The organism is Streptomyces sp. 2323.1 (genome assembly GCF_900221035.1).
In the GTDB taxonomy this organism is placed as follows: Bacteria; Actinomycetota; Actinomycetes; order Streptomycetales; family Streptomycetaceae; genus Streptomyces; species Streptomyces sioyaensis.
The window spans coordinates 5,099,471-5,123,653 of record NZ_LT907981.1 but is presented as its reverse complement, the minus strand read 5'-3'; the positions used below and the strand labels follow the sequence as shown (position 1 = coordinate 5,123,653).

Annotated in this window: 21 protein-coding genes and 1 tRNA gene; 7 read left to right on the top strand and 15 right to left on the bottom strand. The window is 71.6% G+C overall.

All coding sequences use genetic code 11. The annotated features are described in order from the left end of the window. Positions 1-78: 78 nt before the first annotated feature. Positions 79-1,062 carry a hypothetical protein gene (locus CPH93_RS22040; protein WP_231976919.1) on the bottom strand — a complete coding sequence of 328 codons (984 nt, stop codon included), beginning with the start codon at positions 1,060-1,062 and terminating at the stop codon, positions 79-81. Positions 1,063-1,322: 260 nt separating this feature from the next. Then, entirely contained in the window at positions 1,323-1,742 is a 420-nt protein-coding gene (locus tag CPH93_RS22035) for an SsgA family sporulation/cell division regulator (protein ID WP_231976918.1), read from the bottom strand. Positions 1,743-2,223: 481 nt separating this feature from the next. Between CPH93_RS22035 and CPH93_RS22030 the strand changes: the two genes are divergently transcribed. From CPH93_RS22030 to CPH93_RS22020, 3 genes are all read left to right on the top strand, one after another. Beyond that, positions 2,224-2,297: transfer RNA gene (locus CPH93_RS22030), tRNA-Lys, on the top strand. A 1,231-nt stretch (positions 2,298-3,528) separates the two neighbouring features. Beyond that, positions 3,529-5,772 (top strand): glycosyltransferase family 2 protein, encoded by a 2,244-nt coding sequence (locus tag CPH93_RS22025; RefSeq protein ID WP_231976917.1) that lies wholly within the window; start codon positions 3,529-3,531, stop codon positions 5,770-5,772. Next, positions 5,769-7,721 carry a kelch motif-containing protein gene (locus CPH93_RS22020; RefSeq protein ID WP_096213820.1) on the top strand — a complete coding sequence of 651 codons (1,953 nt, stop codon included), beginning with the start codon at positions 5,769-5,771 and terminating at the stop codon, positions 7,719-7,721. Before CPH93_RS22025 ends, CPH93_RS22020 begins: the two co-directional genes overlap by 4 nt. Before the next feature lie 168 nt (positions 7,722-7,889). Here the strand turns inward: CPH93_RS22020 and CPH93_RS22015 are convergent, their stop codons facing one another. The 10 genes from CPH93_RS22015 to CPH93_RS21970 all read right to left on the bottom strand — a co-directional run bounded on the left by CPH93_RS22015 (position 7,890) and on the right by CPH93_RS21970 (position 17,677). Continuing rightward, the gene (locus CPH93_RS22015; RefSeq protein WP_096213819.1) at positions 7,890-8,963 is read right to left on the bottom strand and encodes a glycoside hydrolase family 6 protein; all 1,074 of its coding nucleotides are present in this window, start codon (positions 8,961-8,963) and stop codon (positions 7,890-7,892) included. Between the two features lie 139 nt (positions 8,964-9,102). Then, positions 9,103-9,783, bottom strand: a complete 681-nt coding sequence (locus CPH93_RS22010) for a sortase domain-containing protein (RefSeq protein WP_231976916.1) — start codon at positions 9,781-9,783, stop codon at positions 9,103-9,105. A 376-nt stretch (positions 9,784-10,159) separates the two neighbouring features. Continuing rightward, positions 10,160-10,615: a hypothetical protein gene (locus CPH93_RS22005; RefSeq protein ID WP_159395035.1), complete on the bottom strand. Its 456-nt coding sequence runs from the start codon at positions 10,613-10,615 to the stop codon at positions 10,160-10,162. A 157-nt stretch (positions 10,616-10,772) separates the two neighbouring features. Beyond that, positions 10,773-11,552: an HAD-IIA family hydrolase gene (locus tag CPH93_RS22000; protein WP_093483392.1), complete on the bottom strand. Its 780-nt coding sequence runs from the start codon at positions 11,550-11,552 to the stop codon at positions 10,773-10,775. Positions 11,553-11,759: 207 nt separating this feature from the next. Next, positions 11,760-12,839 carry a 2-aminoethylphosphonate ABC transporter substrate-binding protein gene (locus CPH93_RS21995; protein WP_093483393.1) on the bottom strand — a complete coding sequence of 360 codons (1,080 nt, stop codon included), beginning with the start codon at positions 12,837-12,839 and terminating at the stop codon, positions 11,760-11,762. Positions 12,840-12,881: 42 nt separating this feature from the next. Next, the gene (locus CPH93_RS21990) at positions 12,882-13,679 is read right to left on the bottom strand and encodes an ABC transporter permease (RefSeq protein WP_096213816.1); all 798 of its coding nucleotides are present in this window, start codon (positions 13,677-13,679) and stop codon (positions 12,882-12,884) included. Further along, positions 13,666-14,640 carry a 2-aminoethylphosphonate ABC transporter permease subunit gene (locus tag CPH93_RS21985; protein WP_096215538.1) on the bottom strand — a complete coding sequence of 325 codons (975 nt, stop codon included), beginning with the start codon at positions 14,638-14,640 and terminating at the stop codon, positions 13,666-13,668. Before CPH93_RS21985 ends, CPH93_RS21990 begins: the two co-directional genes overlap by 14 nt. Further along, the gene (locus CPH93_RS21980) at positions 14,633-15,838 is read right to left on the bottom strand and encodes an ABC transporter ATP-binding protein (RefSeq protein WP_096213815.1); all 1,206 of its coding nucleotides are present in this window, start codon (positions 15,836-15,838) and stop codon (positions 14,633-14,635) included. Before CPH93_RS21980 ends, CPH93_RS21985 begins: the two co-directional genes overlap by 8 nt. A 1-nt stretch (position 15,839) precedes the next feature. After that, on the bottom strand, positions 15,840-16,562 hold the full coding sequence (locus CPH93_RS21975) for a phosphonatase-like hydrolase (protein ID WP_096213814.1): 723 nt from the start codon (positions 16,560-16,562) through the stop codon (positions 15,840-15,842). Beyond that, on the bottom strand, positions 16,556-17,677 hold the full coding sequence (locus CPH93_RS21970) for a TIGR03364 family FAD-dependent oxidoreductase (protein ID WP_096213813.1): 1,122 nt from the start codon (positions 17,675-17,677) through the stop codon (positions 16,556-16,558). Before CPH93_RS21970 ends, CPH93_RS21975 begins: the two co-directional genes overlap by 7 nt. 211 nt (positions 17,678-17,888) lie before the next feature. Between CPH93_RS21970 and CPH93_RS21965 the strand changes: the two genes are divergently transcribed. Both CPH93_RS21965 and CPH93_RS21960 read left to right on the top strand, forming a co-directional pair. Then, positions 17,889-18,554, top strand: a complete 666-nt coding sequence (locus tag CPH93_RS21965) for a winged helix-turn-helix domain-containing protein (RefSeq protein WP_096213812.1) — start codon at positions 17,889-17,891, stop codon at positions 18,552-18,554. Between the two features lie 11 nt (positions 18,555-18,565). Further along, complete coding sequence (locus CPH93_RS21960; protein WP_096215537.1) at positions 18,566-19,888, top strand: MFS transporter; 1,323 nt, start codon at positions 18,566-18,568, stop codon at positions 19,886-19,888. 72 nt (positions 19,889-19,960) lie between these two features. Here the strand turns inward: CPH93_RS21960 and CPH93_RS21955 are convergent, their stop codons facing one another. Then, a complete protein-coding gene (locus CPH93_RS21955) occupies positions 19,961-20,731 on the bottom strand; it encodes a GntR family transcriptional regulator (RefSeq protein WP_096213811.1) in 771 nt (256 codons plus the stop codon). A 51-nt stretch (positions 20,732-20,782) separates the two neighbouring features. Continuing rightward, positions 20,783-21,049 carry a GntR family transcriptional regulator gene (locus CPH93_RS21950; protein ID WP_231976915.1) on the bottom strand — a complete coding sequence of 89 codons (267 nt, stop codon included), beginning with the start codon at positions 21,047-21,049 and terminating at the stop codon, positions 20,783-20,785. A gap of 222 nt (positions 21,050-21,271) precedes the next feature. Between CPH93_RS21950 and CPH93_RS21945 the strand changes: the two genes are divergently transcribed. Beyond that, a complete protein-coding gene (locus tag CPH93_RS21945) occupies positions 21,272-21,595 on the top strand; it encodes a hypothetical protein (RefSeq protein ID WP_096213810.1) in 324 nt (107 codons plus the stop codon). Between the two features lie 7 nt (positions 21,596-21,602). Here CPH93_RS21945 and CPH93_RS21940 read toward each other — a convergent pair whose 3' ends face one another. Further along, positions 21,603-22,769 carry an ROK family transcriptional regulator gene (locus CPH93_RS21940; RefSeq protein ID WP_096213809.1) on the bottom strand — a complete coding sequence of 389 codons (1,167 nt, stop codon included), beginning with the start codon at positions 22,767-22,769 and terminating at the stop codon, positions 21,603-21,605. An 83-nt stretch (positions 22,770-22,852) separates the two neighbouring features. Between CPH93_RS21940 and CPH93_RS21935 the strand changes: the two genes are divergently transcribed. Continuing rightward, a complete protein-coding gene (locus CPH93_RS21935) occupies positions 22,853-23,959 on the top strand; it encodes a Gfo/Idh/MocA family oxidoreductase (RefSeq protein ID WP_096215535.1) in 1,107 nt (368 codons plus the stop codon). Positions 23,960-24,183 lie beyond the last annotated feature (224 nt).

Genomic DNA, 24,183 nt, shown 5'->3' with positions numbered 1-24,183 from the left:
CCGCGGCCGCCGGGCCGACGGCCACGGTGGTGCGCGCCTCGGCGGCCGGGCGCGGCGGGGCGGGTCCGGGTCCGGAGGTCAGGCGGCCACCGTGAGCGGGGCCGTGCCGGGGCGGGCGGCCGCCTGTACCAGGGCCGCGTACGTACGGCGGAGGGCGATCAGCGACTCCTGGGCCTCGCGGTAGACGGCGGCGTCCGGGCCGCCGCGGTGGGCGAGGGTCCGTACGGGTGCGCAGTGGCGGTCCATCGCGCTGAGCCAGGCACGCTGCTGCGCCGGGAGATGACGCCGCAGGAGCTGGCGCCGGCCCTCGCCCAGCCGGCGGCCGCCGATGCCCAGCACCGCGTCGGCCGCCTGGAGGACCGGCGGTTCCAGGGCGCCCTGTTCGGCGAGCGCACCGAGCACCGCGCGCTGTTGCGGGGTGGCCGGGGCCGCCGCCAGTTCCGCCGCCTCGGCGAGCAGCTGGGCGCGCAGTGCGTGCTGGACGCGTACCAGCCGGCGCAGCGCCGTCGGAGTGGAGGAGTCGTCGGGCGAACGGCCCGCGAGGGTTTCGGCGAGCCGGAAGAGCCAGATCCCGTGGGCCTCCAGCCGGGTCGCGGCCAGCATCAGCCGGTCCAGCCGGCTGAGCGGCTGCCCCTCGGGGGCCCAGCGGACGATCGGCACCAGCGTTTCGGTGCGGGCCAGTTGGTCGATGGGGATATGGCGGCGCGGTTTGCGTTCGGGGGCCCAGTTGTGGAGCGCGAGGGTGGGCAGCGCGACGAACTGGTCGTGGTCGATACGGTGCGCGATCGCCGCCCACAGGTCGAGAAAGGCCTCGTCGGCGACCTCGCGGGCGGCCGGCGCCTGCGGGTCGAGTCCGCACCAGCCGCAGGACACCGCGATCACCGCGATCCGCATGGCCGCGGCCTCCGCGTTCCGCAGCGAGAGCCGGGAGACGCGCTGCCGCAGGGCGGCCAACTCACCGGCCCGGCGGGCCCGTTCCACCAGTGCGACGGCCGCCTCCCGGTCGGGTGCGGTCGCGGCGGCCCGCGCCATGGCGTCCAGCCGGGTCCAGGTGCCGATCATGGATCGGACCGGGGGCCGCTCGGGCAGAAAGCCGTGCGTGCGGGGGTCGTGCGAAGCGGCCGTGGCGGGTTCGCCGGCGGTCGCCTCGGCGCCGCCGCCCGCCGCCCGGCCCGGTGGCGCGGCCTGCCGCGCGGCGGGTATAGGGGAGGCGGCGGGCTCGGCCGCTCCCGCCTCCGGAGTCGCAGCCCCGTTCACAGTCACCCCCATGGGCTCGGCCCCGGTCGGGGGCCCGGTCGTGGTCGTGATCGTCATGTCCCCCATCAGCACTTCCCCGCGAGCAGCCGGGCCAGGTGGGTGTCCAGGTCGAGGTAGTGGCCCTCGTGGCCGGGCGGGACGATCGCCGCGGTCTGCTCCAGCCAGGGGGTCAGCTCACTCGCCCGTACCGACAGCTCACAGATGCTGTCGTCGGTGGACAGCTCGATGTGCACCCGCCGCGGTTCGCCCGGCCGGCGGAACGGCCACACCCGTACGTCCCCCTCCCCCGCCTCACCGTGCAGCCCGGCCAGCAGCAGTTCACGGGCGAACAGCCAGGTGGCGACCGTCCGGCCGCGGCTGATGAAGGCGACCTCGACCTCGTACGGGCGGTCACTGCGATAGCTGAACCGGCCGGCCACCGGAACTGCTTCGTCCGGCCCGAGGAGGAGCTGCATCTCTAGGGTGCGCTTGGCTGTCGACACCACGACGATCAACCTTTCCGACGGAGGGGCGAGTCCCGGGGACCGGTCCGGGGCGCGCGTCCTGGCAGACGTTGCTTTGGAGGGTGGGGTTGCAAGAGGCGAAGGATGAGTGACGGACGCCATGGCCGGCACCTCTGCGGGCGTGTGCAGTTTTTTCGTCCTGACGGTCGCCTCAGCCTCTCAACCATCGGTCGATATCGCATGTTGACGGGGCAACGGATGATCTACCGCCCATTCGCCCCTTGCTCTCCCCTTACTCCCCCCTTGCTCTCGATCCTCACAGAGCGATGCGGGCGGACGAGCGGTCGAAGGTCCCAAGATCGCGGGACTTTCGACCGCGGCGCGATGGACCACCGGCGGGGTACGGAGAGACGGAGCGGGCGCCGCGACGAGTGTCGGGGATCACACTGCCCGGGCGCGTGAGCAGCGCGGTCGGGGGTACGGAGCACCCTCCGAGTTCGTGTAAAGTTCTTCAGGTCAGCGCGCGCCGCTAGCTCAGTTGGTTAGAGCAGCTGACTCTTAATCAGCGGGTCCGGGGTTCGAGTCCCTGGCGGCGCACGTCACACTGAGGCCCCTCGCCATGCGGGGGGCCTCAGTCATGGGGCGGCCGAATGGCGGGGTACCTCCGCCGGCCGCCCGCTTCCCTTCCACGGGTCCGGAAGCCGAACGGCGTAAGCGAGCGCCCCCACCGTGCGTCGCGGGCCATGATCAAGCCGGGGCGGAGACCTCTTCGCGATATGCGGAAGGCAGCGGGCTGAAATTCCGGCGGTCACGAACGGTAATTGTTCGGTCGCATAGGGATTCGGAAGCCGGGGTTGTCATTCCTTTTCCGCTGACTCTCCCCTCGGACACTTTGCGGCTTTCGAGCTGCCCCGGATCCGCCATGGCGGGTATCGACCCTCGTGGCCGTGGGGGCGACGCCGGCGACACGACGACCGTCGCCCGAAATCCCGGCGGCGCTGTCCACGGATTGGGCACTCCAGCGCCTTCCGCGCGCCATCGCGCCGTCGGCCGGCCGAGAACTGGGGGATTCCCGGGGCATGGTTCACACCTTCGGCCAAATCGCCGTACGCGGAGGTAACTTCGACGAAGTCGTCAAACGGGCCGGACCCGGCACGGACCCGCCCTCCGCCCGCTTTGTCGGTGAATTCCGCCGGCTGCCGCCCGATGCCGCACGCGGAACGCTTCAAGTCCCTTGAGCAGGAGGTTTATTCACGACGCAGCGGCATCCGCAGCGTCCCGCCGAGGCAACCCGGAATCCTGCGGCGGGGTCCTATTCTTCAGCGTCCGATGACCGATCGGCGGCGGACTTTACCGGTGCGGGACACGCCTCTTTGCCCGCCGGCGCATGCGCGCCCACGAGCAGGACAGGGCTCGGCCATCGCCCTGATATCCGTCGACAGCGGGAAAATTAGCAGCAGTTCCGGATCAAATGATGTGCGCTGCATCACACCGCGCCCCGTATTACGCATTCTGTGAGCACATTTAGAGTGACTCTTGCCACCATGACGGCGGTTAGGGACCCTGGCCTGGTCCCTCAGCAGAAATCAGGCCGGGTTCTGTGACGGGGGAACAGTGGGGTACGCCGGGTGGCGTGATGTGAACACGGGGAACTCTCCGCTTGGCAAGATCGCGGAAGTGTTTCACACACAACCGGAAGATGGTCGCCGCCATCCGACGGTGCAGGTCGCCGACATTTCAGAGCGCCCGGGTGGGCCGCGGGGAACCGCGGAACCGGGCCATCAGCAGAAGGGCACGCAGCCAAAGTTGCGTGCGGGGGGATGGATTCATGACATCGCCGCCTGAGGGCGCCGGGACGCAGCAGCCGTACGACCCCTCCGCCACGACACGCCTGCGCATGCCACGCCATCGCCGGCAGCGGCAGGTCCCGCGCAAGGCGCTGCCGCGCTACGACTACGAGCACTACAGCAGGCTGGCCGGTCCGCTCACCCGGCCCGACCCGGACCAGCCCTACACGGTCCGCTACCGCTCGCTGCTCTCCGGCGAACCGCACCGCATCCGGGCAGCCGTGCTGCTCGGCGCCGCGCCGCTGCTCTCGTTCGGGCTGCTGATCTGGCTGATGCTGCCGGAGCACTGGACCGAACGCGACTACCCCGCCTACGACTTCCTCCCGACGCTGGACGTCGTCATGCTGGTCTCGATCGGGCTGATCGAGTTCTTCCGCTGCATGAACGTGCTGTCCAACGCGCACGCCACCCTCGTCGCCCGCGACCCCATACCCGTCATACCGGAGAGCGGCACCCGCGTCGCCTTCCTCACGTCCTTCGTGCCCGGCAAGGAACCCCTGGCCATGGTGACGAAGACGCTGGAGGCGGCGGTCAAGATCCGCCACCGCGGGCTGCTGCACATCTGGCTGCTGGACGAGGGCGACGACCCCGAGGTCAAAGAGGTCTGCCGGCGGCTGGGCGTCCACCACTTCACCCGTAAGGGCGTCCCGGAGTGGAACCGCCCCAAGGGCCCGCACCGCGCCAAGACCAAGCACGGCAACTACAACGCCTGGCTGCAGGCGCACGGCGACGACTACGACTACTTCGCCTCCGTCGACACCGACCACGTCCCGCTGCCCAACTACCTGGAGCGGATGCTGGGCTTCTTCCGCGACCCGGACGTGGGGTTCGTCATCGGCCCCCAGGTGTACGGCAACTACGACACCTTCGTCACCAAGGCCGCCGAGTCCCAGCAGTTCCTCTTCCATGCGCTGATCCAGCGGGCCGGCAACCGCTACGGCGCCCCGATGTTCGTCGGCACGTCCAACGCCGTCCGTATCAGCGCGCTCAAGCAGATCGGCGGGCTGTACGACTCGATCACCGAGGACATGGCGACCGGCTTTGAGATGCACCGGCACCGGAATCCGGCGACCGGGAAGAAGTGGCGTTCGGTCTACACGCCGGACGTGCTCGCGGTCGGCGAAGGGCCGACGGCCTGGACGGACTTCTTCACCCAGCAGCTGCGCTGGTCGCGCGGGACGTACGAGACGATCCTCAAGCAGTTCTGGAAGGCGCCGTTCACGCTGCCGGCGGGCCGGCTCTTCAACTACTCGATGATGGTCATCTTCTACCCGATGTCCGCCCTGAACTGGATTCTGGCGGCCCTCAGCTGCGCGCTGTTCCTGGGGCTGGGCGCATCGGGCGTGGAGATCGACCCGGCCGTGTGGATGATGCTGTACGGCAATGCCTCCGCGCTGCAGATCGGGCTGTACATCTGGAACCGGCGGCACAACGTCTCGCCGCACGAGCCGGAGGGCTCCGGCGGTATCGCGGGCATGGTGATGTCCGCGCTGTCGGCGCCGATCTACGCGCGTTCGCTGTTCGATGCCGTGCTGCGCCGCAAGAGCAAGTTCGTGGTGACGCCGAAGGGCGACTCGTCCAGCCCGGACACCCTGTTCGGCACCTTCCGGGTGCATCTGTTCTTCCTGCTCGTCTTCGGCGGCTCGCTGGTGGCCTCGTTCGTACTGGGCCACAGCCATCCGGCGATGGTCACCTGGGCCGTGCTCGCCATGCTGATCACTGCCGCGCCGATCGTGGCCTGGCGGATGAGCGTGCGGGAGGAGAAGCGGAAGCGGGGGGCGGCGGGGGCCGCCCAGGGGGCAGCACCGGGTGCCGCAGCGGCCGAGGGTGCCGCCGGGGCCGTTGCCGACACCGTTGTCGGGGTCGGGGTCCGTGTCGGTTCCGGTGTCGGTGCCATGGGTGGTGCGGCTCCTGGTGTCGGTGTGGGCGGCGGTGCCGAGGGCGCTGACCGCGGGCGGCGGGTGGCCGCGCATGCCAGGCGAACCGCTGACCAGGCGGAGGGCCCGGCCGCTGACCAGGCCGAGGACCGGGGCCAAGGCCGGGTCCAGGACCGGGGCACCGATGCTGCCGAGACCGCGGCCATCGACCGGACCCGCGAGGAGTCCGCCGCCGCGGCCACCGACCAGGTCGGCATCCGGACCGCCGCCCGGACCACCGCCCCGGCCACCGAACCGTCCGCCGCCGAACAGACCATGCAGATCGCCCTTGGGGGACGTCACACATGAAGTACCGTCCGACCCGTCGCACCCGCCGAGTGGCGATAGCGACGGCAGTGGTGCTTGCGCTGGCCGGGATGAACGGGCCGGCCCTCTACAGCTTCGCCTCGGAGCAGTACCACCAGTACAAGATCAACAAGCCCGAGTACAAGGCGGCGAACGGCCACTGGGACGTCGTCAACGTCCCGCAGAAGTACCGCATCAACACCATCCACGCGGCCCTGCTGCACACGGGGAAGGTGCTGCTGGTCGCGGGCTCCGGCAACAACGCGGCGAACTTCAAGGCGAAGTCGTTCCGTACGGTCCTGTGGGACCCGGAGAAGAACACCTTCAAGAACATCCCCACGCCCAAGGACCTCTTCTGCGCCGGGCACACCCAGCTCCCGGACGGCAAGCTCCTGGTGGCCGGCGGCACCCAGCGCTACGAGAAGCTGAACGGCGATGTGAAGAAGGCCGGCGGCCTCATGATCGTCTACAACGAGAACCCGGACGGCCCCAAGACGTTCCCGGCCGGCACGCTCTTCACGGGCAAGCAGAACGGGAAGACCTTCGCCTCCAAGGACCCGGTCGTGGTGCCGCGGGCGAAGAAGAAGACCGACCCGGCGACCGGCAAGGTCACGGTGGTGCACAGCGAGGCCCGGGTCTATGTCGAGGCCCTCAAGGACGGCCGCGGCTACTCCACCGGTTCCCAGGACAACTACCGCATCCACGGCCTGACCGGCGCGGACGCCCGTAACTTCTACGGCATCGCGCAGAAGCTGTCGTTCGACAAGAAGGACTTCCAGGGGATCAAGGACTCCTTCGAGTTCGACCCGGTGGCCGAGCGCTACATACCCGTCAGCCCGATGAACGAGGCCCGCTGGTACCCCACACTGACGTCCCTCCAGGACGGCAAGGTGCTCTCGGTCTCCGGCCTCGACGAGATCGGGCAGGTCGTCCCCGGCAAGCAGGAGATCTACGACCCGAAGACGAAGAAGTGGCGCTATCTGCCCAAGCGGCGCTTCTTCCCGACCTACCCGGCGCTCTTCCTCACCGACAAGGGCCGGATCTTCTACACCGGCTCCAACGCCGGCTACGGCCCGGACAACATCGGCCGCAAGCCCGGCATCTGGGACCTCAAGTCCAACAAGTTCCAGGTGGTGCCCGGGATGAGCGACCCGAACATCCTGGAGACGTCGATGTCGGTGCTGCTGCCGCCGGCCCAGCAGCAGCGGTACATGGTGCTGGGCGGGGGCGGCGTCGGCGAGGACCCGAAGTCCACCGACAAGACCCGGATCGTGGATCTGCACTCCCCCTCACCTCGCTTCAAGGACGGGCCGCCGCTCTATGCGAAGGCCCGCTACCCGAGCAGCGTGATCATGCCGGACGACACCGTGCTGACCACCAACGGCTCCGGTGACTACCGCGGGCGCAGCGACTCCAACGTCCTCAAGGCGGAGCTGTACGACCCGGCGGCCAACTCGGCCCGGCAGGTGGCCGACCCGCTGGTGGGCCGCAACTACCACTCCGGTGCGCTGCTGCTGCCCGACGGCCGGGTGATGACCTTCGGGTCCGACTCGCTCTACGCCGACAAGGACAACACCAAGCCGGGCGTCTTCCAGCAGCAGATCGATCTCTACACCCCGCCCTACCTCTACCGGGACTCCCGCCCCGAGCTGACGGACCGCGGGCCCACGACGGTCCCGCTCGGCGGCAGCGCCACCTTCGGCTCCCCGCACGCCTCCGCCATCAAGAAGATGCGGCTGATGCGCCCGGGGTCCTTCACGCATGTCACCAACGTCGAACAGCGCTCGATCGCAGTGGACTTCACGGCGACCAAGGACGGGAACGGGGTACGGGTCACCCTGCCCAAGGACCCCTCCCTGGTCCCGCCGGGGTGGTACATGCTGACCGCGGTCGACGGCGCGGGAACGCCGTCGAAGGCGGTGTGGGTGAAGGTGCCGGCGGCGCAGGGGTAGGCGTACCGCCCGCGCACGCTGGGGGGGCGGGACGTCGGGGACCGGACGGAGCGCGGGAGGCCAACCCGCCCCCGGCCAACCGGCCGCCGAGGCCCGGGTCTTCGCGGGCCTCTGTCAGTGGTGAAGGCGGCGGGAGCGAGGGGCTTGCCCCCGCCCCGCGCCCGTCCGCTACTTCGCGCCGCGCGCCAGACCCAAGGCGTACGCGGGCCACCAGGCGCCTGCCTTCGGGCCGCCCTTGCAGGTGCCGTCCGACTCACCCGGGCGCTTGATCCACAGGTAATCGGCCACCAGGGGATCGGCGGTCTTGGTCGTCGGTGGAGTGCCCAGGGCACGCCCGGGCGGGTTGCACCAGTTCTCCGGGTCATCGCCACCGGGCGCCGGGCCGTTGCCGTTGCGGCTGGTGTCGATGACGAAGCGCTTGCCGCCGACCATGGCGGACAGCTGCTTGCCGTACTTCGTGTTCTCCGCGGTGGTCTGGTAGTTGGAGATGTTCAGCGCAAAGCCGTCGGCCCGGTCGATACCGGCCCGCTTGAGGGGGTCGACCATCCGGCCCGGGTCCTTGATCCAGTGCGGATTGCCGGCGTCCAGATAGACCTTGGTGTGCGGCAGCGCCTTGAGCTTGCCGACCGCCTCCGTCAGCAGGGCGTACCGCTCCTCCTGGAACTTCTGCGGGGTGCACCTGTCCGCGATGTGCGGCAGCGCGTCGGGCTCCAGGATGACGGTGGTGGGACGGTCGCCGATGCCCTTGAGCACACCGTCCAGCCACGCCCGGTAGGCATTGCCGTCGGCGGCGCCGCCCTGGGAATAGCTGCCGCAGTCGCGGTGCGGGATGTTGTAGAGGACCAGCAGCGCCTCACGGCCGGCCTTGGCGGCCGCCTCGGTGAAGCCGCCGGCCTCCCCCTGCGGGTCGTCGACCCCTATCCATTCGGCAACCGGCTGCGCCGCGATCTTGTTGACCAGGCGGGCGTCGGCGGCTTTGTCGTCCTTGCGGTACGCGGACATCTGACGGGCCGCCTTGGTGTCCGGGTTGACCCAGAACGGCGTGACGGACTTGGGGCGTTGGCCCGGCGTGGCCGGCAGACCGTCATCCTTGCCGCCGTCGGACGAGGAACAGCCGGCGAGCAGCAGCAGAGCCACCGCTCCCGCCGCTGCCGCACCGGGATGCGCGAGACGCCGCCGGCCGGCACCGTACCGCCCCGTCGGCGGCCCGCCCCCGGCCGTCCGCCGCAGATTGCCGTCCATCCACTCCCCCTCGGAGCACGGAACACGACCGGCTGGAGATCACCGGCCGCCCCCATCGTGGCACACGGCCCCCCGTCCGGGTCGCCCTGTGGACAGGCCCTGCACCGTCCTCGCTAAGGCACTTGACGAAGCGGGCCCGTCATGATTCCCGACCCTCTCCCGCGTTCCCTGCCTGGAAGGACGTCAGATACGCCGAGACCACGACCACCTTCGCGGGACCACCCTCGCGCCGCGCCAGGGCACCGCCGTGGCGGCCGTCATCGACGATCAGCCGCAGTTCGGAGCGTCCCCGGTCGTGCGGGGCGTAGACCCGGTGCGGGTCGAAGCGGTCACGGTCGTAGAGCCGGACATCCTCGACGGTGAAGCGCGCGGTGCTGCCGTCGGCACGCCGTACGTCCACCCGCTGCCCCGGCTTGAGCCCGGTCAGACGCCGGAAGACGATCCGCCCGGCACCGGAGCCGCGGTCGGCACCGGCCCGTCCCACGAGCAGCGCCGCACCCGTCTCGCCCGGTTGCGGCCCTCCGGCGTACCAGCCGACGACATCCGGAGAGGCGGGCGGGGGCGGGGCGAGGAGGCCGTTCTCGTCGAGATCGTGTGCGGCGATACCGGCCGCCCGTACACCGAGCGCTTCGATGGTGAGCCCTACGGGATCCGCGGCCGCGGAGGCCGGTACCGGGGCATGCGCCTGCGCGGGCCCCTGACGCCCCAACGGACGGCCGACCGCGGCCACATCCCCCGTCGTGGCCAGCTGCGCGGCCACCCCGTCCGCCAGATCACGCCCCCACAACCACAGCCCCAGCAACAACACCGCCCAGGCCACACCCGCGACAAGCTGGCCCGGACGGTGGGTGGAGGCATTCCCCCTGGCTGTGTGGGTCGCTGTGGCTGTAGCTGTAGCTGTGCGTGTCGCTGTACCCGTGCTCGTCACCGTAGTTGTAGCCGTAGTTGTAGCCGCTGCCCTGGACGTTGCCGTAGCCGTACGTGCCGCTGCGGACCGATCGGGCCCTGCACCGGGCCTGGTTCCCGGAGGTGCTGCGACGCCCACCCCCGTACCGATTCCGGGACCTGCGACGGGCAGCTTCAGGGGTTGAAGCGGGCCTGGGGTGCCGTACGAGCCGGTGGCGCGGCGCGCGGCCCGCTCGGGTCTGTCGACCACATCCGCAGCACGCCCGCCGGACGGGGTCCCGCCTTCCTCGTCAGTGCTCATCGACGTCGCCCCGTCGCGTACGCCGCAACCGCAGCCGGAGGCGGAGCAGCTGTCCCGCGATGACGAGCACGGCGCCGCCGGCCAGCACCAGGCCGACGGCCGAGGTGCTGCTCAGCTCGCGGCGCGGGCCGGCGTCGGCGGCCGGCCGGGAGTCGGCAAGGGAAGCCTCATCGGCGGTCAGGGGCCCGGCGGGCCGTACGGGCGGGGCCGCGGCGGCCAAGACAGCCGAGCAGGCGGCGTCCCATGCGGCGTGACAGCCGGTGACCTGCCGGGCGACCGTGCTCCCCGAGGCGGACGAGACGTACGGGGTGTACGTGGCGTACGGGGCCGCTGCGGCAAGGGTCCGGCCGGTACCGGTGCCGCGTGCGCCCATGCCGTAGGCGGGCGCCGTCGTCACCGCGCACGCCGCGACCGCGGCACAGAGAGCAAGTTGCCGTGAGCGCATGGTGAACCTCCGATACCTCCGAAGGTCCGCCCGAGCGAGCCCGCCCGCATCCGGTGCGGTCCGTAGCTGCGCCGTTCGGGTGGGGCCGGGGCACCAGCCTCCGTCGCCCCGGGCCAGCGACAGCGACACCGGCAGGCCCTGGGCGCAGCGACAGCGATCAGACCAGGTCGATCAGGTCCGCGATCGAGTCCACCACGCGGGACGGGCGGAACGGGTGCCGCTCGATCTCCTCGGGACGGGTCAGCCCGGTCAGGACCAGGAAGGTTTCCATGCCCGCTTCCAGTCCGGCCAGGACATCGGTGTCCATCCGGTCGCCGATCATCGCGGAGGTCTCGGAGTGGGCGCCGATGACGTTGAGGGCGTGCCGCATCATCAGCGGGTTGGGCTTGCCGACGAAGTACGGGTCGACGCCCGTGGCCTTGGTGATCAGGGCGGCGACCGATCCGGTGGCGGGGAGCGGGCCCTGCGGCGAGGGGCCGGTCTCGTCGGGGTTGGTCGCGATGAACCGGGCGCCCTCATTGATCAGCCGGATCGCCTTGGTCAGCGCCTCGAAGCTGTACGTACGCGTTTCGCCGAGAACGACATAGGAAGGGGAATGGTCGGTCAGGACGTATCCGATGTCGTGCAGGGCGGTGGTCAGGCCCGCCTCGCCGATGACGTACGCGGTGCCGCCGGGCCGCTGCTCGTCCAGGAACTGGGCGGTGGCCAGCGCGGAGGTCCAGATGCACTCCCATGGCACGTCCAGCCCGATGCGGCTCAGCCGGGCGTGGAGATCACGCGGAGTGTAGATGGAGTTGTTGGTCAGCACGAGAAAGGGCTTGCCCGATTCGCGCAGCCGCTTGATGAAGGCGTCCGCCCCGGGGACCGGAATGCCCTCGTGCATCAGGACGCCATCCATGTCGGTGAGCCATGACTCGATCGGCTTGCGCTCTGCCACTGCCGGACTCCTGCCGTGCGTGATGACCAGGGGCGCCGACCGCCTCCCGCACGCGCCGTGGACCACGAGGGTGCTCCCCGGGTCGTACGTACGGCCGACTCCCCCACCCTAAGTCAGGCGACCGCGGCCCCGACCCGGCGAAGACTGCTGATCTTCGGCAGGGGTCGGGGCCACTGTCGCGGAGGCACAGGCTGCATCGCCAACGGGTCAGCTCCCCGTCGCCGTCCGCCACGCCTCGACGTACGACGTCAGGTTCTTGTCGATGTCGCTCCAGTCCGGCTGGAAGATCTCGACGTTCTTCATGATCGCGGCGAGGTGGGTGGCGTTGGCGTCGGTGGGCTTGACGTCCTTGCGGGAGGTGAAGCCGCCGCCGACGGCGGAGACCTGCTGCTGGACCTCGGGGGACAGCAGATAGTCGAGGAACTTCTGGGCGTTGGCGCGGTGCGGGGCGTTCTTGACCAGGCCGGCGGCGTACGGCAGGGCGAAGGTGGTGGGCTTGGCGCCGGGCCTGGCGGCGGGGAAGAAGATGCCCTGGTTCGGCATCGACTTCTGGTTGGCGTAATTCATCTGGACATCGCCGTTGGCGACGAGGAGTTCGCCCTTGTCGGTCTTGGGAGCGAGCTGGCCGGTGGAGGAGGACGGGCCGACGTTGTTGGCCTGGAGCTTCTTGAGGAACGTCATGGCCGGGCCCTGGCCGCCGAAGTCGTGCAGGGCCTTGATGAGCACGGCGGTGCCGTCGCCGGCGACGCCGGGCGTGGAGTACTGGAGCTTGTTCTTGAACTTCGGGTCCAGCAGGTCCTGCCAGGTGGTGGGGGCCTGCTTCAGCTGCTTCCTGTTGTAGATGAAGCAGAAGTAGTTGTTGACGATCGAGGTCCACTTGCCGGACGGGTCCTTGTCCGCGGCGGCGACCTGATCGGCGCCCTTGGGGCGGTAGGCGTCCAGCAGGCCCTTGCCGTCGGCCTGCTGGATGAACGGCGGGAGGGTGACGACGACATCCGCCTTGGTGTTGGCGCGCTCGCGGGCCAGGCGCTGGACGGCGGCGCCGGAGCCGGACTCGACGTAGTTGACCTTGATGCCCGTCTTCTTCCGGAAGTCCTGGAAGACCTTGTCGTAAAAGCCGTCGCCCTTCTCGCTCTTGAGGCCGTCGGCGCTGTAGACGGTGATCTCCTTGGCGTCGGGGTCGGCGGTGGAGGCGCCGCCGCAGGCGGTGAGCGAGGCACCGAGGACGAGGGTGGCGCAGCAGGCGGCGAGCGGCTTGCGGAAGGGGCGGATGCCGGGTACGGACATGGCGGGGTAACTCCTGGTGAGTGCAAGGGGATTCGGGGGAGGTCAGCGGTAGGAGGCCTTGGTGCGGAGGCGGGAGAGGCTGAGGAGGACCAGCAAGGTGGTGGCCATCAGGGCGACGGCCAGTGCGGCGCCGGTGAAGAGGGAGCCGCGGTCGGTGGCGGCGAAGATCTGGACCGGCAGCGGCAGCCAGTCCGGGGGATAGATCATCATCGTGGCGCTCAGCTCGCCCATGGACAGGGCGAAGCACAGGCCCGCGGCCGCGGTGAGGGACGGCAGGAGCAGGGGGAGCTTGACCCGCCACAGGACGTAGGCGGGGCGCGCGCCGAGACCGGCCGCGCTCTGTTCGTACGCCGGGTCGAGGCGGGCAAGTGCGGCGGTCACGGACTGGTAGGCGAAGGCGGTGACCAGGACGGTGTGGGCGAGGATCACGATCTGCGGGGTGCCGTTGAGCAGGAGCGGCGGCCGGGAGAAGGCCACGAGGAGGGAGAGGCCGACCACTACGGAGGGGACAGCGACGGGGAGCAGGAACAGGGCGTCGATGATCCGGCGGGTGCGGCGGGTGCGCTTCTCGGCGGCCAGGGCCGCCCAGGTCCCGGCGGTGAGCGCGGCCAGGCTCGCGGCGAGGGCGGTCAGCACGCTGGTGAGCAGGGCGTCGAGCGCCTCGCCGTGGGCGATGTCCCGGTAGTGCGCCAGGGTCGCGCCGGAGGGGAGGGCTCCGCTCCAGCCGGTGGCGAACGACGCGGCGACGATCACCAGCAGCGGCAGCGCGAAGACCGGGACGAAGAGGGCGAAGAAGAGGAGGTGGATGGCCCGGCGGGCGGACTTGCTAGGCACCAGCACGGTCAGCACCTCCGGTGCGACGGGCCCGACCGCCGCCCGTACGGGACATCACCGTCCGGTACAGGGCGTACAGCGCGACGGACAGCACGATGTTGACGACGGCGACGACGCAGGCTCCGGTGTAGTCGCCGTCCAGAAGCGCCTTGGTGTAGACGAGCATCGGGAGGGTGACCACGTCCTTGGCGCCGGTGAAGAGCACGATGCCGAATTCGTTGAGGCCGAGGACCAGGACGAGTGCGCCGCCCGCCGCGAGCGAGGGCAGCGCCTCCGGCAGGATCACCGTCCGTACGATCCGCCACGGCCGGGCGCCCAGCGAGGCGGCGGCCTCCAGTTGTCCGGACTCCACCTGGGAGAAGGCGGCGAGCAGCGGGCGCATCACGAACGGCGTGAAGTAGGTGACCTCGGCCAGCAGCACGCCCCAGGGGGTGTGCAGGAAGTCCAGCGGCCCGTGGGCGGCACCGGTCACGTCCGTCCACAGACCGTTGGCGATGCCGACGGTGCCGTAGAGGAACAGCAGCGCGAGGGTGATCAGGAAGGAGGGGAAGGCGAGGAAGAGGTCGATGACGCGGCTGATCGCCCTGCCGCCGGGGAACGGGACGAAGGCGATGACGAGGGAGAGCGCCAGGCCGAGGAGGAGCGCGCCGACGGTGGCGCCGACCGCGAGGAGCACGGTGTTCGTCAGCGCCGCGCGGAAGGAGGCCTCGGCGAAGACCGCGGTGTACGGGGCGGTGGAGTGGCCGCCGTCCTCGGGGCTGAAGGACTGCCACACCACCAGGGCCAGGGGGTAGAGGAAGACCAGGGCCAGGGCGGCGATCGGGGGGAGGGTCCATAGGGCGGCGGCCGATGTGCGGCGGGGGCGGGGGCTCGCCGCGGGCGGGGCCGGCGTGGCCGCCGTGCTGCCGGCCGTCGCCGCTTCGGTCCTGGCCGCCGTGCCTGCCGTCTCCGTTTCCGTCCTAGGCATGGTGCGCACCGTCCCCGGCATCGCGCGCACCGTCCTGGGCATCGCGCGCTCCGTCCTCTGCCAGCCCCGCCGGGACGAGAACCGCGTCCTCGGGCGCGAAGTGCAGTGCGATGTCCTCGCCCAGGGCGGGCGTCCGGCGCCGTTCGGGTACGTCAGCCAGGACGCGGTGGCCGTCGACGGAGACATACAGCCGGTGGGTGGCGCCGCGCCACTGCACTTCGGTGACCGTGCCGCGCAGGGTATTGCCGGGGCCGCCGCCGTGCGGGCGCTCGCCGAGGCCGACGAGGTGCGGGCGCAGACAGAGGGTGGCGGTGGCGCCCCCGGCCAGGCCGTCGCCCACCGGAACCGTCAGCTTCCGCCCCGCGAAGTCGATGCCGCCGCGGTCCGCGCGCACCGTCACCGGCAGCAGATTCGCGGTGCCGACGAAGGAGGCGGTGAACTCGGTGCGCGGGCGCCGGTAGAGCTCCTGCGGTGTCCCGCAGTCCTGCAGCCGGGCCCGGTCCAGGACGGCGATCCGGTCGGCCAGGGTCAGCGCCTCGATCTGGTCGTGGGTGACGTAGAGGATCGAGACGTCGGGCAATTCGCGGTGCAGCCGGGCGAGTTCGGCGAGCATGCCGGAGCGCAGCTGGGCGTCGAGTGCGGACAGCGGTTCGTCCAGCAGCAGGACGCCGGGGCGGATGGCGAGTGCCCGCGCGAGGGCGACCCGCTGCTGCTGGCCGCCGGACAGCTCCCGGGGGTGCCGGCCGGCGTACGCGGCCATGCCCGTCATCTCCAGCGCCTCGGCGACCCGGCCGGGGATCTCGGCGCGCGGGGTCTTCTGCGCCCGGAGGCCGAAGGCGACGTTCTCGGCGACCTTCATGTGCGGGAACAGCGCGTACTGCTGGACGACCATGCCGATGCCGCGCCGGTGCGGCGGCAGCCCGGTCACGTCACGGTCGCCGATCAGCACGCGCCCCGCGGCCGGCTGGACGAACCCGGCGACCGTCCGCAGTGCGGTGGTCTTGCCGGAACCGGACGGCCCGAGAAGGGCCATCACCTCACCCGGTGCGACGGTCAGATCGAGGGAGTCCAGGACGGTGTGCTCGCCGCGCCTGCCGTACGTGACACTGACGCCGTCGAAGCGGATGCCCGATGCGGGGCGGCCAGGTGCCGAGGGGGCTTCCTTCAGGGTGGGTGCCGTGGCAGCCGGGGCGGGCATCTCACACCACTCCCAGCAGGGCGGGCAGTTCGGCGACCGAGCCGAGGACGTGGGTGGCGCCGGCGGACTCCAGCTGCGCGCGGTCGTGCGCCCCGGTGAGCACCCCGGCGACGATCCCGGCGCCGGCCCGCCGCCCGGAGAGCATGTCGTACGAGGTGTCGCCGGCCACCGCGATCCGCCGGACGGAGTCCGTGGCGCGGGTGCGCAGCAGCGCGGTGAGCACCATGTCGGGGTAGGGACGGCCACGGCCGCCCGCGTCGGCCGGGCAGAGGGTGAGGTCGGCCAGTTCCTGCCAGCCGAGCGCGGCGAGCAGGGCGTCCTGGGTGACCCGGGCGAAGCCGGTGGACAGCACCACAGTGCGGCCGGCGGCCCGCAGCGCCTCGATCGCCTCGCGGGCGCCGTCGACCGGCGCGATCCGCCCGCCGTCGACCAACTCTCCGTAGGCCGTCTCGAAGGCGGCGTTGGCGCGCCGGGCGGTCGGCTCGTCCCCGAAGAGATGGCGGAAGACAGAAATCTTGGATTCGCCCATGGTGGCCCGCACGTAGGCGAGTTGCCAGCCATGCTCGGCGCTGCCCGGCGCCACGCCCAGGCTGCGGGCAGCGGCCTCGAAGGCCTCCTCCACCAGGCCCCCGTCGGCGACGGTGGTGCCGGCCATATCCAGAACAACCAGCTGGATGTCGTCGGGGGCCGGGGTACGGTCGGGGTGCGTCAACGGTCTCACCATCCCAGTTCGTTCGCGGTGGTCTCGGCGATTGCCGGGGAGCAGGTCATGCCGCGGCCGCCGGGCCCGGTGACCAGCCAGACGCCGTCGCGGGCCTGCTGGCGGTGCACGACGCGGCTGGTGTCGGTGCACTGTGCGTAGACCCCGGCCCAGCGGCGGCGGATGCGGGGCAGCGGGCGGCCGAGGATCGACTCGACGACGCCGGTCAGGTGCTCGTAGGGCTCCTCGACGGTGTCGAAGGCGAACGGCGCCTCGTACTCATGGGTGTCGCCGATGGTCAGCCCGCTGTCGGCACGCTGGACCATCAGCAGCTGCATCTTGTGCGCGGCGGCGGTCGGCGTCTGGGCCTGGCCGGCCTGGAGCGCGTCCAGGGCATCGCTGCGGTACGCCGGGTAGTAGCGGAAGCTGTCGGCGTCGGCGACGGAGGTGGTCAGCGGCTCGCCGAGCGGGTCGGTCTGCATCATCTGCAGCCGTACGCGGCGCACCGGCAGCTCGGGGACCAACTCCCGGACCAGCCCGCCGAGCCAGGCGCCGGTGCACAGCACGACCGCATCGCCCCGGTGGATCTCGCCGTGATCGTCACGCACCGCCCGCTCCCCCACGACCTCACGGACCTCCCGGCCGCCGAGATAGGCGTACCTCCCGGACCCCAACAACTCATCTTTCAGGGCCCGTTGGGCAACTCGCGGCTCTACGGCGGCATCCCGCTCGCACCACAGCGCGCCGGCGAACCCGCCGCGCAGGGCGGGGTTGATCTCCCGCGCCTCCTCGGCGTCCAGCAGCCGGTACCCGCGGGCGGCGGCGTCCGGGCGGCGGGTGGCGGCCTCGGCGACCGCCCGCTCGGCGGCGTTCTTGACGACGGTCAGCGAGCCGATGGCCCGGAACCCGAGCCCGGGGACCCGGTCGCCGATACCCTCCCACAGCTCACGGGCGCGCAGCGCGGTGGCCAGCTCCTCTCCCCCGGCCCGGCCACTGACCCAGATCTGCCCGAAGTTACGGACCGAGGCACCACGGGCCTCGACCTCCCGCTCGATGTGCAGGACCTCATGACCCCGCTCGACCGCCTGCCAGGCATGCATGGCCCCCAGCACCCCGGCTCCGACAACTATGACTCGCATGCCCCCGACGCTCGCGGCGGCGGGTGGCCCGCCGGGGGCCCGTTGGCGACGCGACGGTGAACGGGGCGGCAAGTTTGGCCTAGACCAGTTATCTTCTCGTGACCAACCGGCCCGCTCTACGCGCACCCCAAGGCCGCGCGAAGCGGAACGGCAAACACTCCTTCGCGAAGAACTCTTTGCGAAGGAGTGTTTGCGGTTTAGTGTGCGCGGCATGACTGAACCGAACGAGAGGCCGCACGGCCCCGCCCCCGAGACGAACGCGGCCGTCCTGGACGCGAAAGGGCTGCGCGCCCTGGCACACCCGGTACGCCTCCAGTTGGTCGGGCTGCTACGGAAGCACGGCCCGTCCACGGCCACCCGGCTCGCCGAGCGGCTGGGCGTCAACTCCGGTACGGCCAGCTACCACTTGCGCCAGCTGGGTGCGGCAGGATTCGTCGAGGAGGACGCGGAACGTGGGAACGCGCGAGAGCGCTGGTGGCGCGCGGTACACCAGTCCACCTGGTTCGACGACCCGGAGCTGGCCGAGCGGGAGCCCGAGGCCACGATGGCCTATCTGCAGTCCGTCGCTGCCACGTACACCCTGCGCGTACAACGCGCGCTCAACGAACTCCAGACGATGCCCCGCGCATGGCGGGACACGTTCGACATGAGCGACTGGCCGCTTCGCCTCACACCCGAGGAGGCCTCGGCCCTGCACGAGGAACTGCGAGCGGTCGTCACCCGGTACCGGCCGGACACGCCGGAGGGGGCGGCCACGGCCCCCGACGGCGCCGAGCGGGTCTCCGTGATCACCCACTTTCTGCCCGAGCCGGATGCCACGTCCGTGCCGGCGGACTCGTCCGGTCCCGGGTCCGGGTCGGGGACGGAGGCATCGTGACGGAGATCGTCATGATCGACGACGGCATATCCGGCGGGCGGTCCTTACGGCCGCTGAGCGGGTTGCTCGCGGCGATGGCGGTGTCGTTGACCGGCACCCGCATCTCGGCCATCGCTCTGCCCTGGTTCGTGCTCGCCACCACCGGCAGCCCCACGCAGACCGGTCTGGTGGCCTTCTGCGAGATGGCCCCGTACGTCCTGGTCAAGGCCTTCACCGGGCCGCTGGTGGACCGGGCCGGCCCACGCGTCATCTCCTGGTCCACCGACCTGGCCAGCGCGACCGCCGCCGGCGCCGTCCCCCTGCTCCACGCCCTGGACCTGCTCTCCCTGCCGCTGCTGCTGACCCTGGTCGCACTGATCGGTGCCGCCCGCGGTCCCGGGGACCTGGCCAAGGAAGTCATGGTCCCGGAGGCGGCCGACCGCAGCGGCATGCCACTGGAGCGGGCCGCCGGCCTGGCCGGTGCGACCGAGCGGCTCGCCGCCACCCTCGGTCCCGCTGCCGGCGGTTCGCTGGTGGCGCTGTTCGGCCCGCTGACGGGTCTTGCCGTCAATGCGGGATGCTTCGTACTCGGCCCCGTGATCATGCTGCTGACACTGCCTCGCGGCATGGGGCAGGCAGCCGCGAACGTCCCGTCGCCCCACGACGCAACGGAGTTGGGCTACTGGAAACGGTTCGGCGAGGGGTTCGCCTTTCTGCGCGGCGATCCGCTGCTGCTCACGATCACCGTCATGGTGGCGATCACCAACCTCTTGGACACGGCCTTCAGTACGGTGCTCATGCCCGTGTGGGCCCGCGCGTCCGGTCATGGGCCGGCCATGATCGGCCTGACCAGCAGCGTGGGGGGCATTGCCGCGATCGCCGGAAGCGTGGTCGCTGCGGCGGCTGCGCACAGAATGCGGCGCCGGGTGGTGTTCTTCACCGGTTTTCTGCTCGCCGGGGCGCCGAAGTTCCTGGCCCTTGCCTGCCACGCCCCGATGTGGACGGTGCTCCTCGTCTTCGCCGTCGGTGGATTCGGAGGAGGCTTCCTCAACCCGGTGCTGGGAGCGGTCTCCTTCGAGCGCGTCCCGCGGCGGCTGCTGGGCCGGGTCAACGCCCTGGGTGATTCCCTGGCCTGGGCCGGGATCCCGCTCGGCGGACTGATCGCCGGAGCGGCGGTGGCCTCCTTCGGGCTCGTGCCCGTGCTGCTGGCCGGCGGTGCCGCCCACTTCCTCACGACGAACGTGACCGGACTGCGGCCGGAATGGCGTGAGATGGACCGCCTGCGCGAGCGGGGCGTCCCCACACAGCGACCCATGGCAGGCGAACGGGCGCCCCACGGCGACCTCGCCCCTTGACTGCTGCGGGTGGCAGCACGAGCCACCGCACCCTGAGGACGTCTCCGTACGCCGCGGCCCCGCCGGACCGCCTCAGCCCCCCGCCGCCCTCCCCAGATGGGCAGTGAACGAGAACCGGTCCCCCCGGTAGAGCGAACGGACCCGTTCCAGGGGGCGGCCTCCCGTATCCCGTGACAGTCGATGGATCAGCAACATGGGCAGGGCGCCCGGGGTGCCGATCAGCAGGGCCTCGCGTGGGGTGGCGAGGACGGTTTCCAGGCGTTCGTCGGCGTCGCCGAAGCCGATGCCGAGGCTCCGGTGGAGGTAGGCGTAGAAGGAGGAGTCCGGGTTGAAGTCGGTGGCCAGGTCCGGGACCCGTTCGACCGCGACATAGGTACTCTCCAGCCCGACCCGCTCCTCGTCGGCGAGCAGGACCCGTTCCATGTGCCATACGGCGTCGCCGACCGCCAGCCCCAGATCGGTGGCGAGCGCGGGCGGGCAGGGGAAGCGGTCGAGGGAGACGAGGCGCCGGCCGGGCTCGCGGCCCTGGTCCCGTACGCCTTCGGTGTAGCTCGCCAGGGACAGCGGCTGCGCCATTTTGGGGCCCGCGACGACCGTGCCGCGCCCCGCCCGCCGCAGCCGCCCCTCCAGGATCAGCTCCCGCAGCGCCTGGCGCAGCGTCTCGCGGGACACCTCGAAGCGCAGCGCCAGCTCGCGCTCGGCGGGCAGCACCTCGCCCTCGCCCAACTCCTCCAGCAGCGCGGCGATTTCGACCTTGGCCGCGTAGTACTTGGGAATGCGTCCGTGCTCGGGGATGCCGGACCGGATGGGTGCGCCAGGATCCTGGCCGTACGGGAACTCCACGCGGTGATCCTCGCACTACGACGCCGGGGCAAGGTCACGGGGCAGTGGGCACTAGGACCCCTCGGTGTCCTCGGCGGGCACTTCCGGCCGCTCCTTGGAGACGAAGGAGCCCAGGCCGGGCTCGGTGTAGATCAGACCCTCCGCCCGCAGCCCGCGATGCACCTTCTGACCGGTGGACGTGGCGATGCCGAATTCCTCCAGCAGCTCGACGACCGAAGGGACGCGCGTTCCGGGCTGGTAGGTGCCGTCGTCGATGCGCTGGCGAATGATTCTGGCGACCTGGCGCCAGCGGGGCTCGTCGGGAGCAAATTCGATCACATGACCAAACTAAGCAGGGTGTCGCGTGCCAGGCGAGATGCAGCATGGGGTACCTAGGGGTACTACGGTGCACTAGACTCAAGGAAGGAAGGCCCCGGCGGGTGGGTCAACACCCCCGGGGCGTGGCCAACGCCGCCCAAGGAGCGTCGACATGCCTCAACGTATCGCCCGCGCCATCGCCCGGTTACGGGCATCGCTCACCTCCCGCCCGGAGGCCGCCTCATGAGCGACCTCCTGCGGCTCCTCCCCTGGTCGGGAGCGGACGGCCAGCCCTGCTACGTATCGGCGGGCTCCGGCGGGGGCCCGGTCTCGCGGCTCGCCGACCGACTGGAAGAGCTTCAGCTCGACACCGCGGCGGAGCTGCTCGACCACATCGAGGAGCTCCTCCGCGCGCACCGGGTCTCGGCCGATGAACTGCGCTTCTGCGTCCACAGGTTGGTCGAGGCGCTGCGGGACGCATTACGCGTCGCCGAGAGCCGGGGCAGGCGGATTCCCGGGGCGGGCGACGACATGGAAGGGCACCCCGAGCCGCCGGATCTGTGCTGACGCGACCTCAGGAAGCGCCGAGCCCGCCCGTCAGGCCGGGCCCCCGCCCCCCGAACAGCGGCGCCAGCACCAGTTCCGCCGCGCCGTCCGCGACCGCTCGCGCGCCGCCCCCGGCGAGGGTCACCGGCACCGCTCCCCCGCCTCCGGCCCCGGACCCGCCGCGGATGCGGGCGAGCTCGGCCAGTGCCCCGGTCACGCCGTCGAGGAACGGCTCAGGGTGCTCCAGTACGGTGCGGCCGCCGAGCAACACCCGGTCGATGTCGAGGAGTTCGACGAGGTTGGCGGCGCCCACGCCCAGTGCGCGGGCCGCGGCCGGCAGGTCGCCGCGGGCCACCGCCGCCAGGCACAGCGCCTCGATGCAGCCGCGCCGGCCGCAGGTGCAGCGCGGCCCGTCCCACTGCACCGTCTGGTGGCCGAATTCGCCGGCGCCGGTGCGGGGGCCGCGGTAGAGGCTGCCACCGAGGACGAGTCCGGCGCCGAGGCCGGTGCCCAGGTGGAGGTAGCCGAAGGAGCCGGCGGCCTGCGGCAGGTCCTGGGCCAGGCCGAGGGCCGCCGCGTTGGTGTCCTTGTCGAGGACGACGGGCAGGCCGAGGCGTGCGGCGAGCGCGTCGCGCAGGGGGAAGCCATCCCACCGGGGGGCGCCGGTGACCCGGTGCAGCACGCCGGTGGTGTGGTCCAGCGGGCCCGGGCAGGCCACCCCGACGCCGAGCACCGGGGACCCTCCGGCCCGTGCGCGCAGCGCCGTGACCTCCCGGGCGGTGGTGGCGAGCACCTGCTCGGCGCCCGCCTCGAAGGCCAGCGGGGCGCGGCGTACGGCGACCGCCTCGCCCGCCAGATCGGTGAGGACGGCGGTGAGTTCGTCGCGGTCCAGGTGCAGGCCGACGGCGTACCGGGCGCCGGGGACCAGCCGCAGGACGGTGGCGGGCTTACCACCCGTGGAGGCGCGGCGGCCCGCCTCGGCGGCCAGGCCCTCGGCCCGCAGCCGGGCGGTGATCTTGCTGACGGCCTGCGGGGTCAGCCCGGTGTGCGCGGCGAGCTCCAGCCGGCTGACGCCCTCCTCGCCGGCCGCCCGCAGCAGCCCGAGCACCAGCGCGGTGTTGTGCCCGCGCAGTGCCGGGAGATTGGCACCCGGACTGCCAGAGAACCCGACGAACGGGAGATCGTTGCTGCTCACCCGTCCATTGTCCGGATCGCTTGCGCTTTGGCAACAGCGTTGCTTAAGTGGAGGCCATGAGTGAGAAGCGCGAGATGAGCGAGATGGGCGAGAAGAGCGGCGGCGTGGGCCACGACCGCCCGCTCCGCGTCGGACTCCTCGGCTACGGCCTGGCGGGCTCGGTCTTCCATGCGCCGCTGATCGCGGCGACCGAAGGCCTGCGGCTCGACCTCGTCTCGACCGCCAGCCCCGAGCGGCAGGCGCAGGCCCGTGCGGAGCATCCGCAGGTCCGTACGGTCGAGACCGCCGAGGCGGTGCTCGACCGCGCCGGGGAGCTCGACCTGATCGTGCTGGCGACGCCGAACAAGACCCATGTGCCGCTCGCCACCGCCGCGCTGGAGGCCGGCCTGCCGGTGGTCGTCGACAAGCCGCTGGCCGCCACCGCCGCCGAGGCCGAGAAGCTCGCCGCGCTCGCCGAGGACCGCGGACTGCTGCTGTCTGTCTTCCAGAACCGCCGCTGGGACAACGACTTCCGCACCGTCCGCAAGCTGATCGAGGACGGCGCGCTCGGCGACGTCCAGCGCTTCGAGTCCCGCTTCGAGCGCTGGCGGCCACAGCCCAAGGGCGGCTGGCGGGAGTCCGGCGACCCCACGGAGATCGGCGGACTGCTCTACGACCTCGGCAGCCACCTCGCCGACCAGGCACTGACCCTGTTCGGCCCGGTCGTCTCGGTCTACGCCGAGTCCGATGTCCGCCGCCCGGGCGCCGAGGCCGACGACGACACCTTCATCGCCCTCACACACGCCGGCGGCGTCCGCTCCCATCTGTGGGTGAGCGCCACCGCCGCCCTGCTGGGCCCGCGCTTCCGGGTACTGGGCAACCGCGCGGGCTACGTGAAGCACGGCCTGGACCCACAGGAGGCCGCACTCCGCGAGGGCCTGCGGCCCGGCACCGTCGGAGTGGAATGGGGCGTCGAGCCGGAGTCCCGCTGGGGCCACCTGGGCGCCGGATCGTCCCCCCAGACCGGGGGCGGCGAGCGGGTGCCGACGCTGCCGGGCGACTACCCCGCGTACTACGCCGCGATCGAGCGGGCCCTCCGTGGGGGCGGCCAGCCGCCGGTGACGGCCCGGGAGGCGGCGGCCGCGTTGCGCGTCCTGGAGGCCGCGAAGCGCTCCGCGGCGGAGGGCGTTTCGGTGCGGATCGCCGCTTGACGCGGCGCTTGGCCCCCACGTTGTCGGCTTTCCCGCCGTGGTGGTTTCTCGCCGTTGCGCCTGGCGGCGGGCGTGGGTGGTCGGGTGCGGTGCCGCTCCTCCGGACTCCGTCCTGCGGCGCGGCCCCTCCCGTGAGTGGGTGGGAAGACCAGGGCCTGTCCGGCGGATCATTGCCACGGCAGGTCAGTCTTGGTCAACGATCTGCGGGACGCGGCTGGGGACTG

What these genes read in the sequence shown, in the direction of transcription:
- CPH93_RS21980 (WP_096213815.1), bottom strand. Translation starts at nt 15,838, where the DNA reads ATGCCCGCCCCGGCTGCCACGGCACCCACCCTGAAGGAAGCCCCCTCG.
- CPH93_RS22040 (WP_231976919.1), bottom strand. Translation starts at nt 1,062, where the DNA reads ATGATCGGCACCTGGACCCGGCTGGACGCCATGGCGCGGGCCGCCGCG.
- CPH93_RS21960 (WP_096215537.1), top strand. Translation starts at nt 18,566, where the DNA reads ATGATCGACGACGGCATATCCGGCGGGCGGTCCTTACGGCCGCTGAGC.
- CPH93_RS21985 (WP_096215538.1), bottom strand. Translation starts at nt 14,640, where the DNA reads ATGCCTAGGACGGAAACGGAGACGGCAGGCACGGCGGCCAGGACCGAA.
- CPH93_RS22020 (WP_096213820.1), top strand. Translation starts at nt 5,769, where the DNA reads ATGAAGTACCGTCCGACCCGTCGCACCCGCCGAGTGGCGATAGCGACG.
- CPH93_RS22015 (WP_096213819.1), bottom strand. Translation starts at nt 8,963, where the DNA reads ATGGACGGCAATCTGCGGCGGACGGCCGGGGGCGGGCCGCCGACGGGG.
- CPH93_RS21975 (WP_096213814.1), bottom strand. Translation starts at nt 16,562, where the DNA reads ATGGTGAGACCGTTGACGCACCCCGACCGTACCCCGGCCCCCGACGAC.
- CPH93_RS21965 (WP_096213812.1), top strand. Translation starts at nt 17,889, where the DNA reads ATGACTGAACCGAACGAGAGGCCGCACGGCCCCGCCCCCGAGACGAAC.
- CPH93_RS22025 (WP_231976917.1), top strand. Translation starts at nt 3,529, where the DNA reads ATGACATCGCCGCCTGAGGGCGCCGGGACGCAGCAGCCGTACGACCCC.
- CPH93_RS21995 (WP_093483393.1), bottom strand. Translation starts at nt 12,839, where the DNA reads ATGTCCGTACCCGGCATCCGCCCCTTCCGCAAGCCGCTCGCCGCCTGC.
- CPH93_RS22005 (WP_159395035.1), bottom strand. Translation starts at nt 10,615, where the DNA reads ATGCGCTCACGGCAACTTGCTCTCTGTGCCGCGGTCGCGGCGTGCGCG.
- CPH93_RS21945 (WP_096213810.1), top strand. Translation starts at nt 21,272, where the DNA reads ATGAGCGACCTCCTGCGGCTCCTCCCCTGGTCGGGAGCGGACGGCCAG.
- CPH93_RS21935 (WP_096215535.1), top strand. Translation starts at nt 22,853, where the DNA reads ATGGGCGAGAAGAGCGGCGGCGTGGGCCACGACCGCCCGCTCCGCGTC.
- CPH93_RS21970 (WP_096213813.1), bottom strand. Translation starts at nt 17,677, where the DNA reads ATGCGAGTCATAGTTGTCGGAGCCGGGGTGCTGGGGGCCATGCATGCC.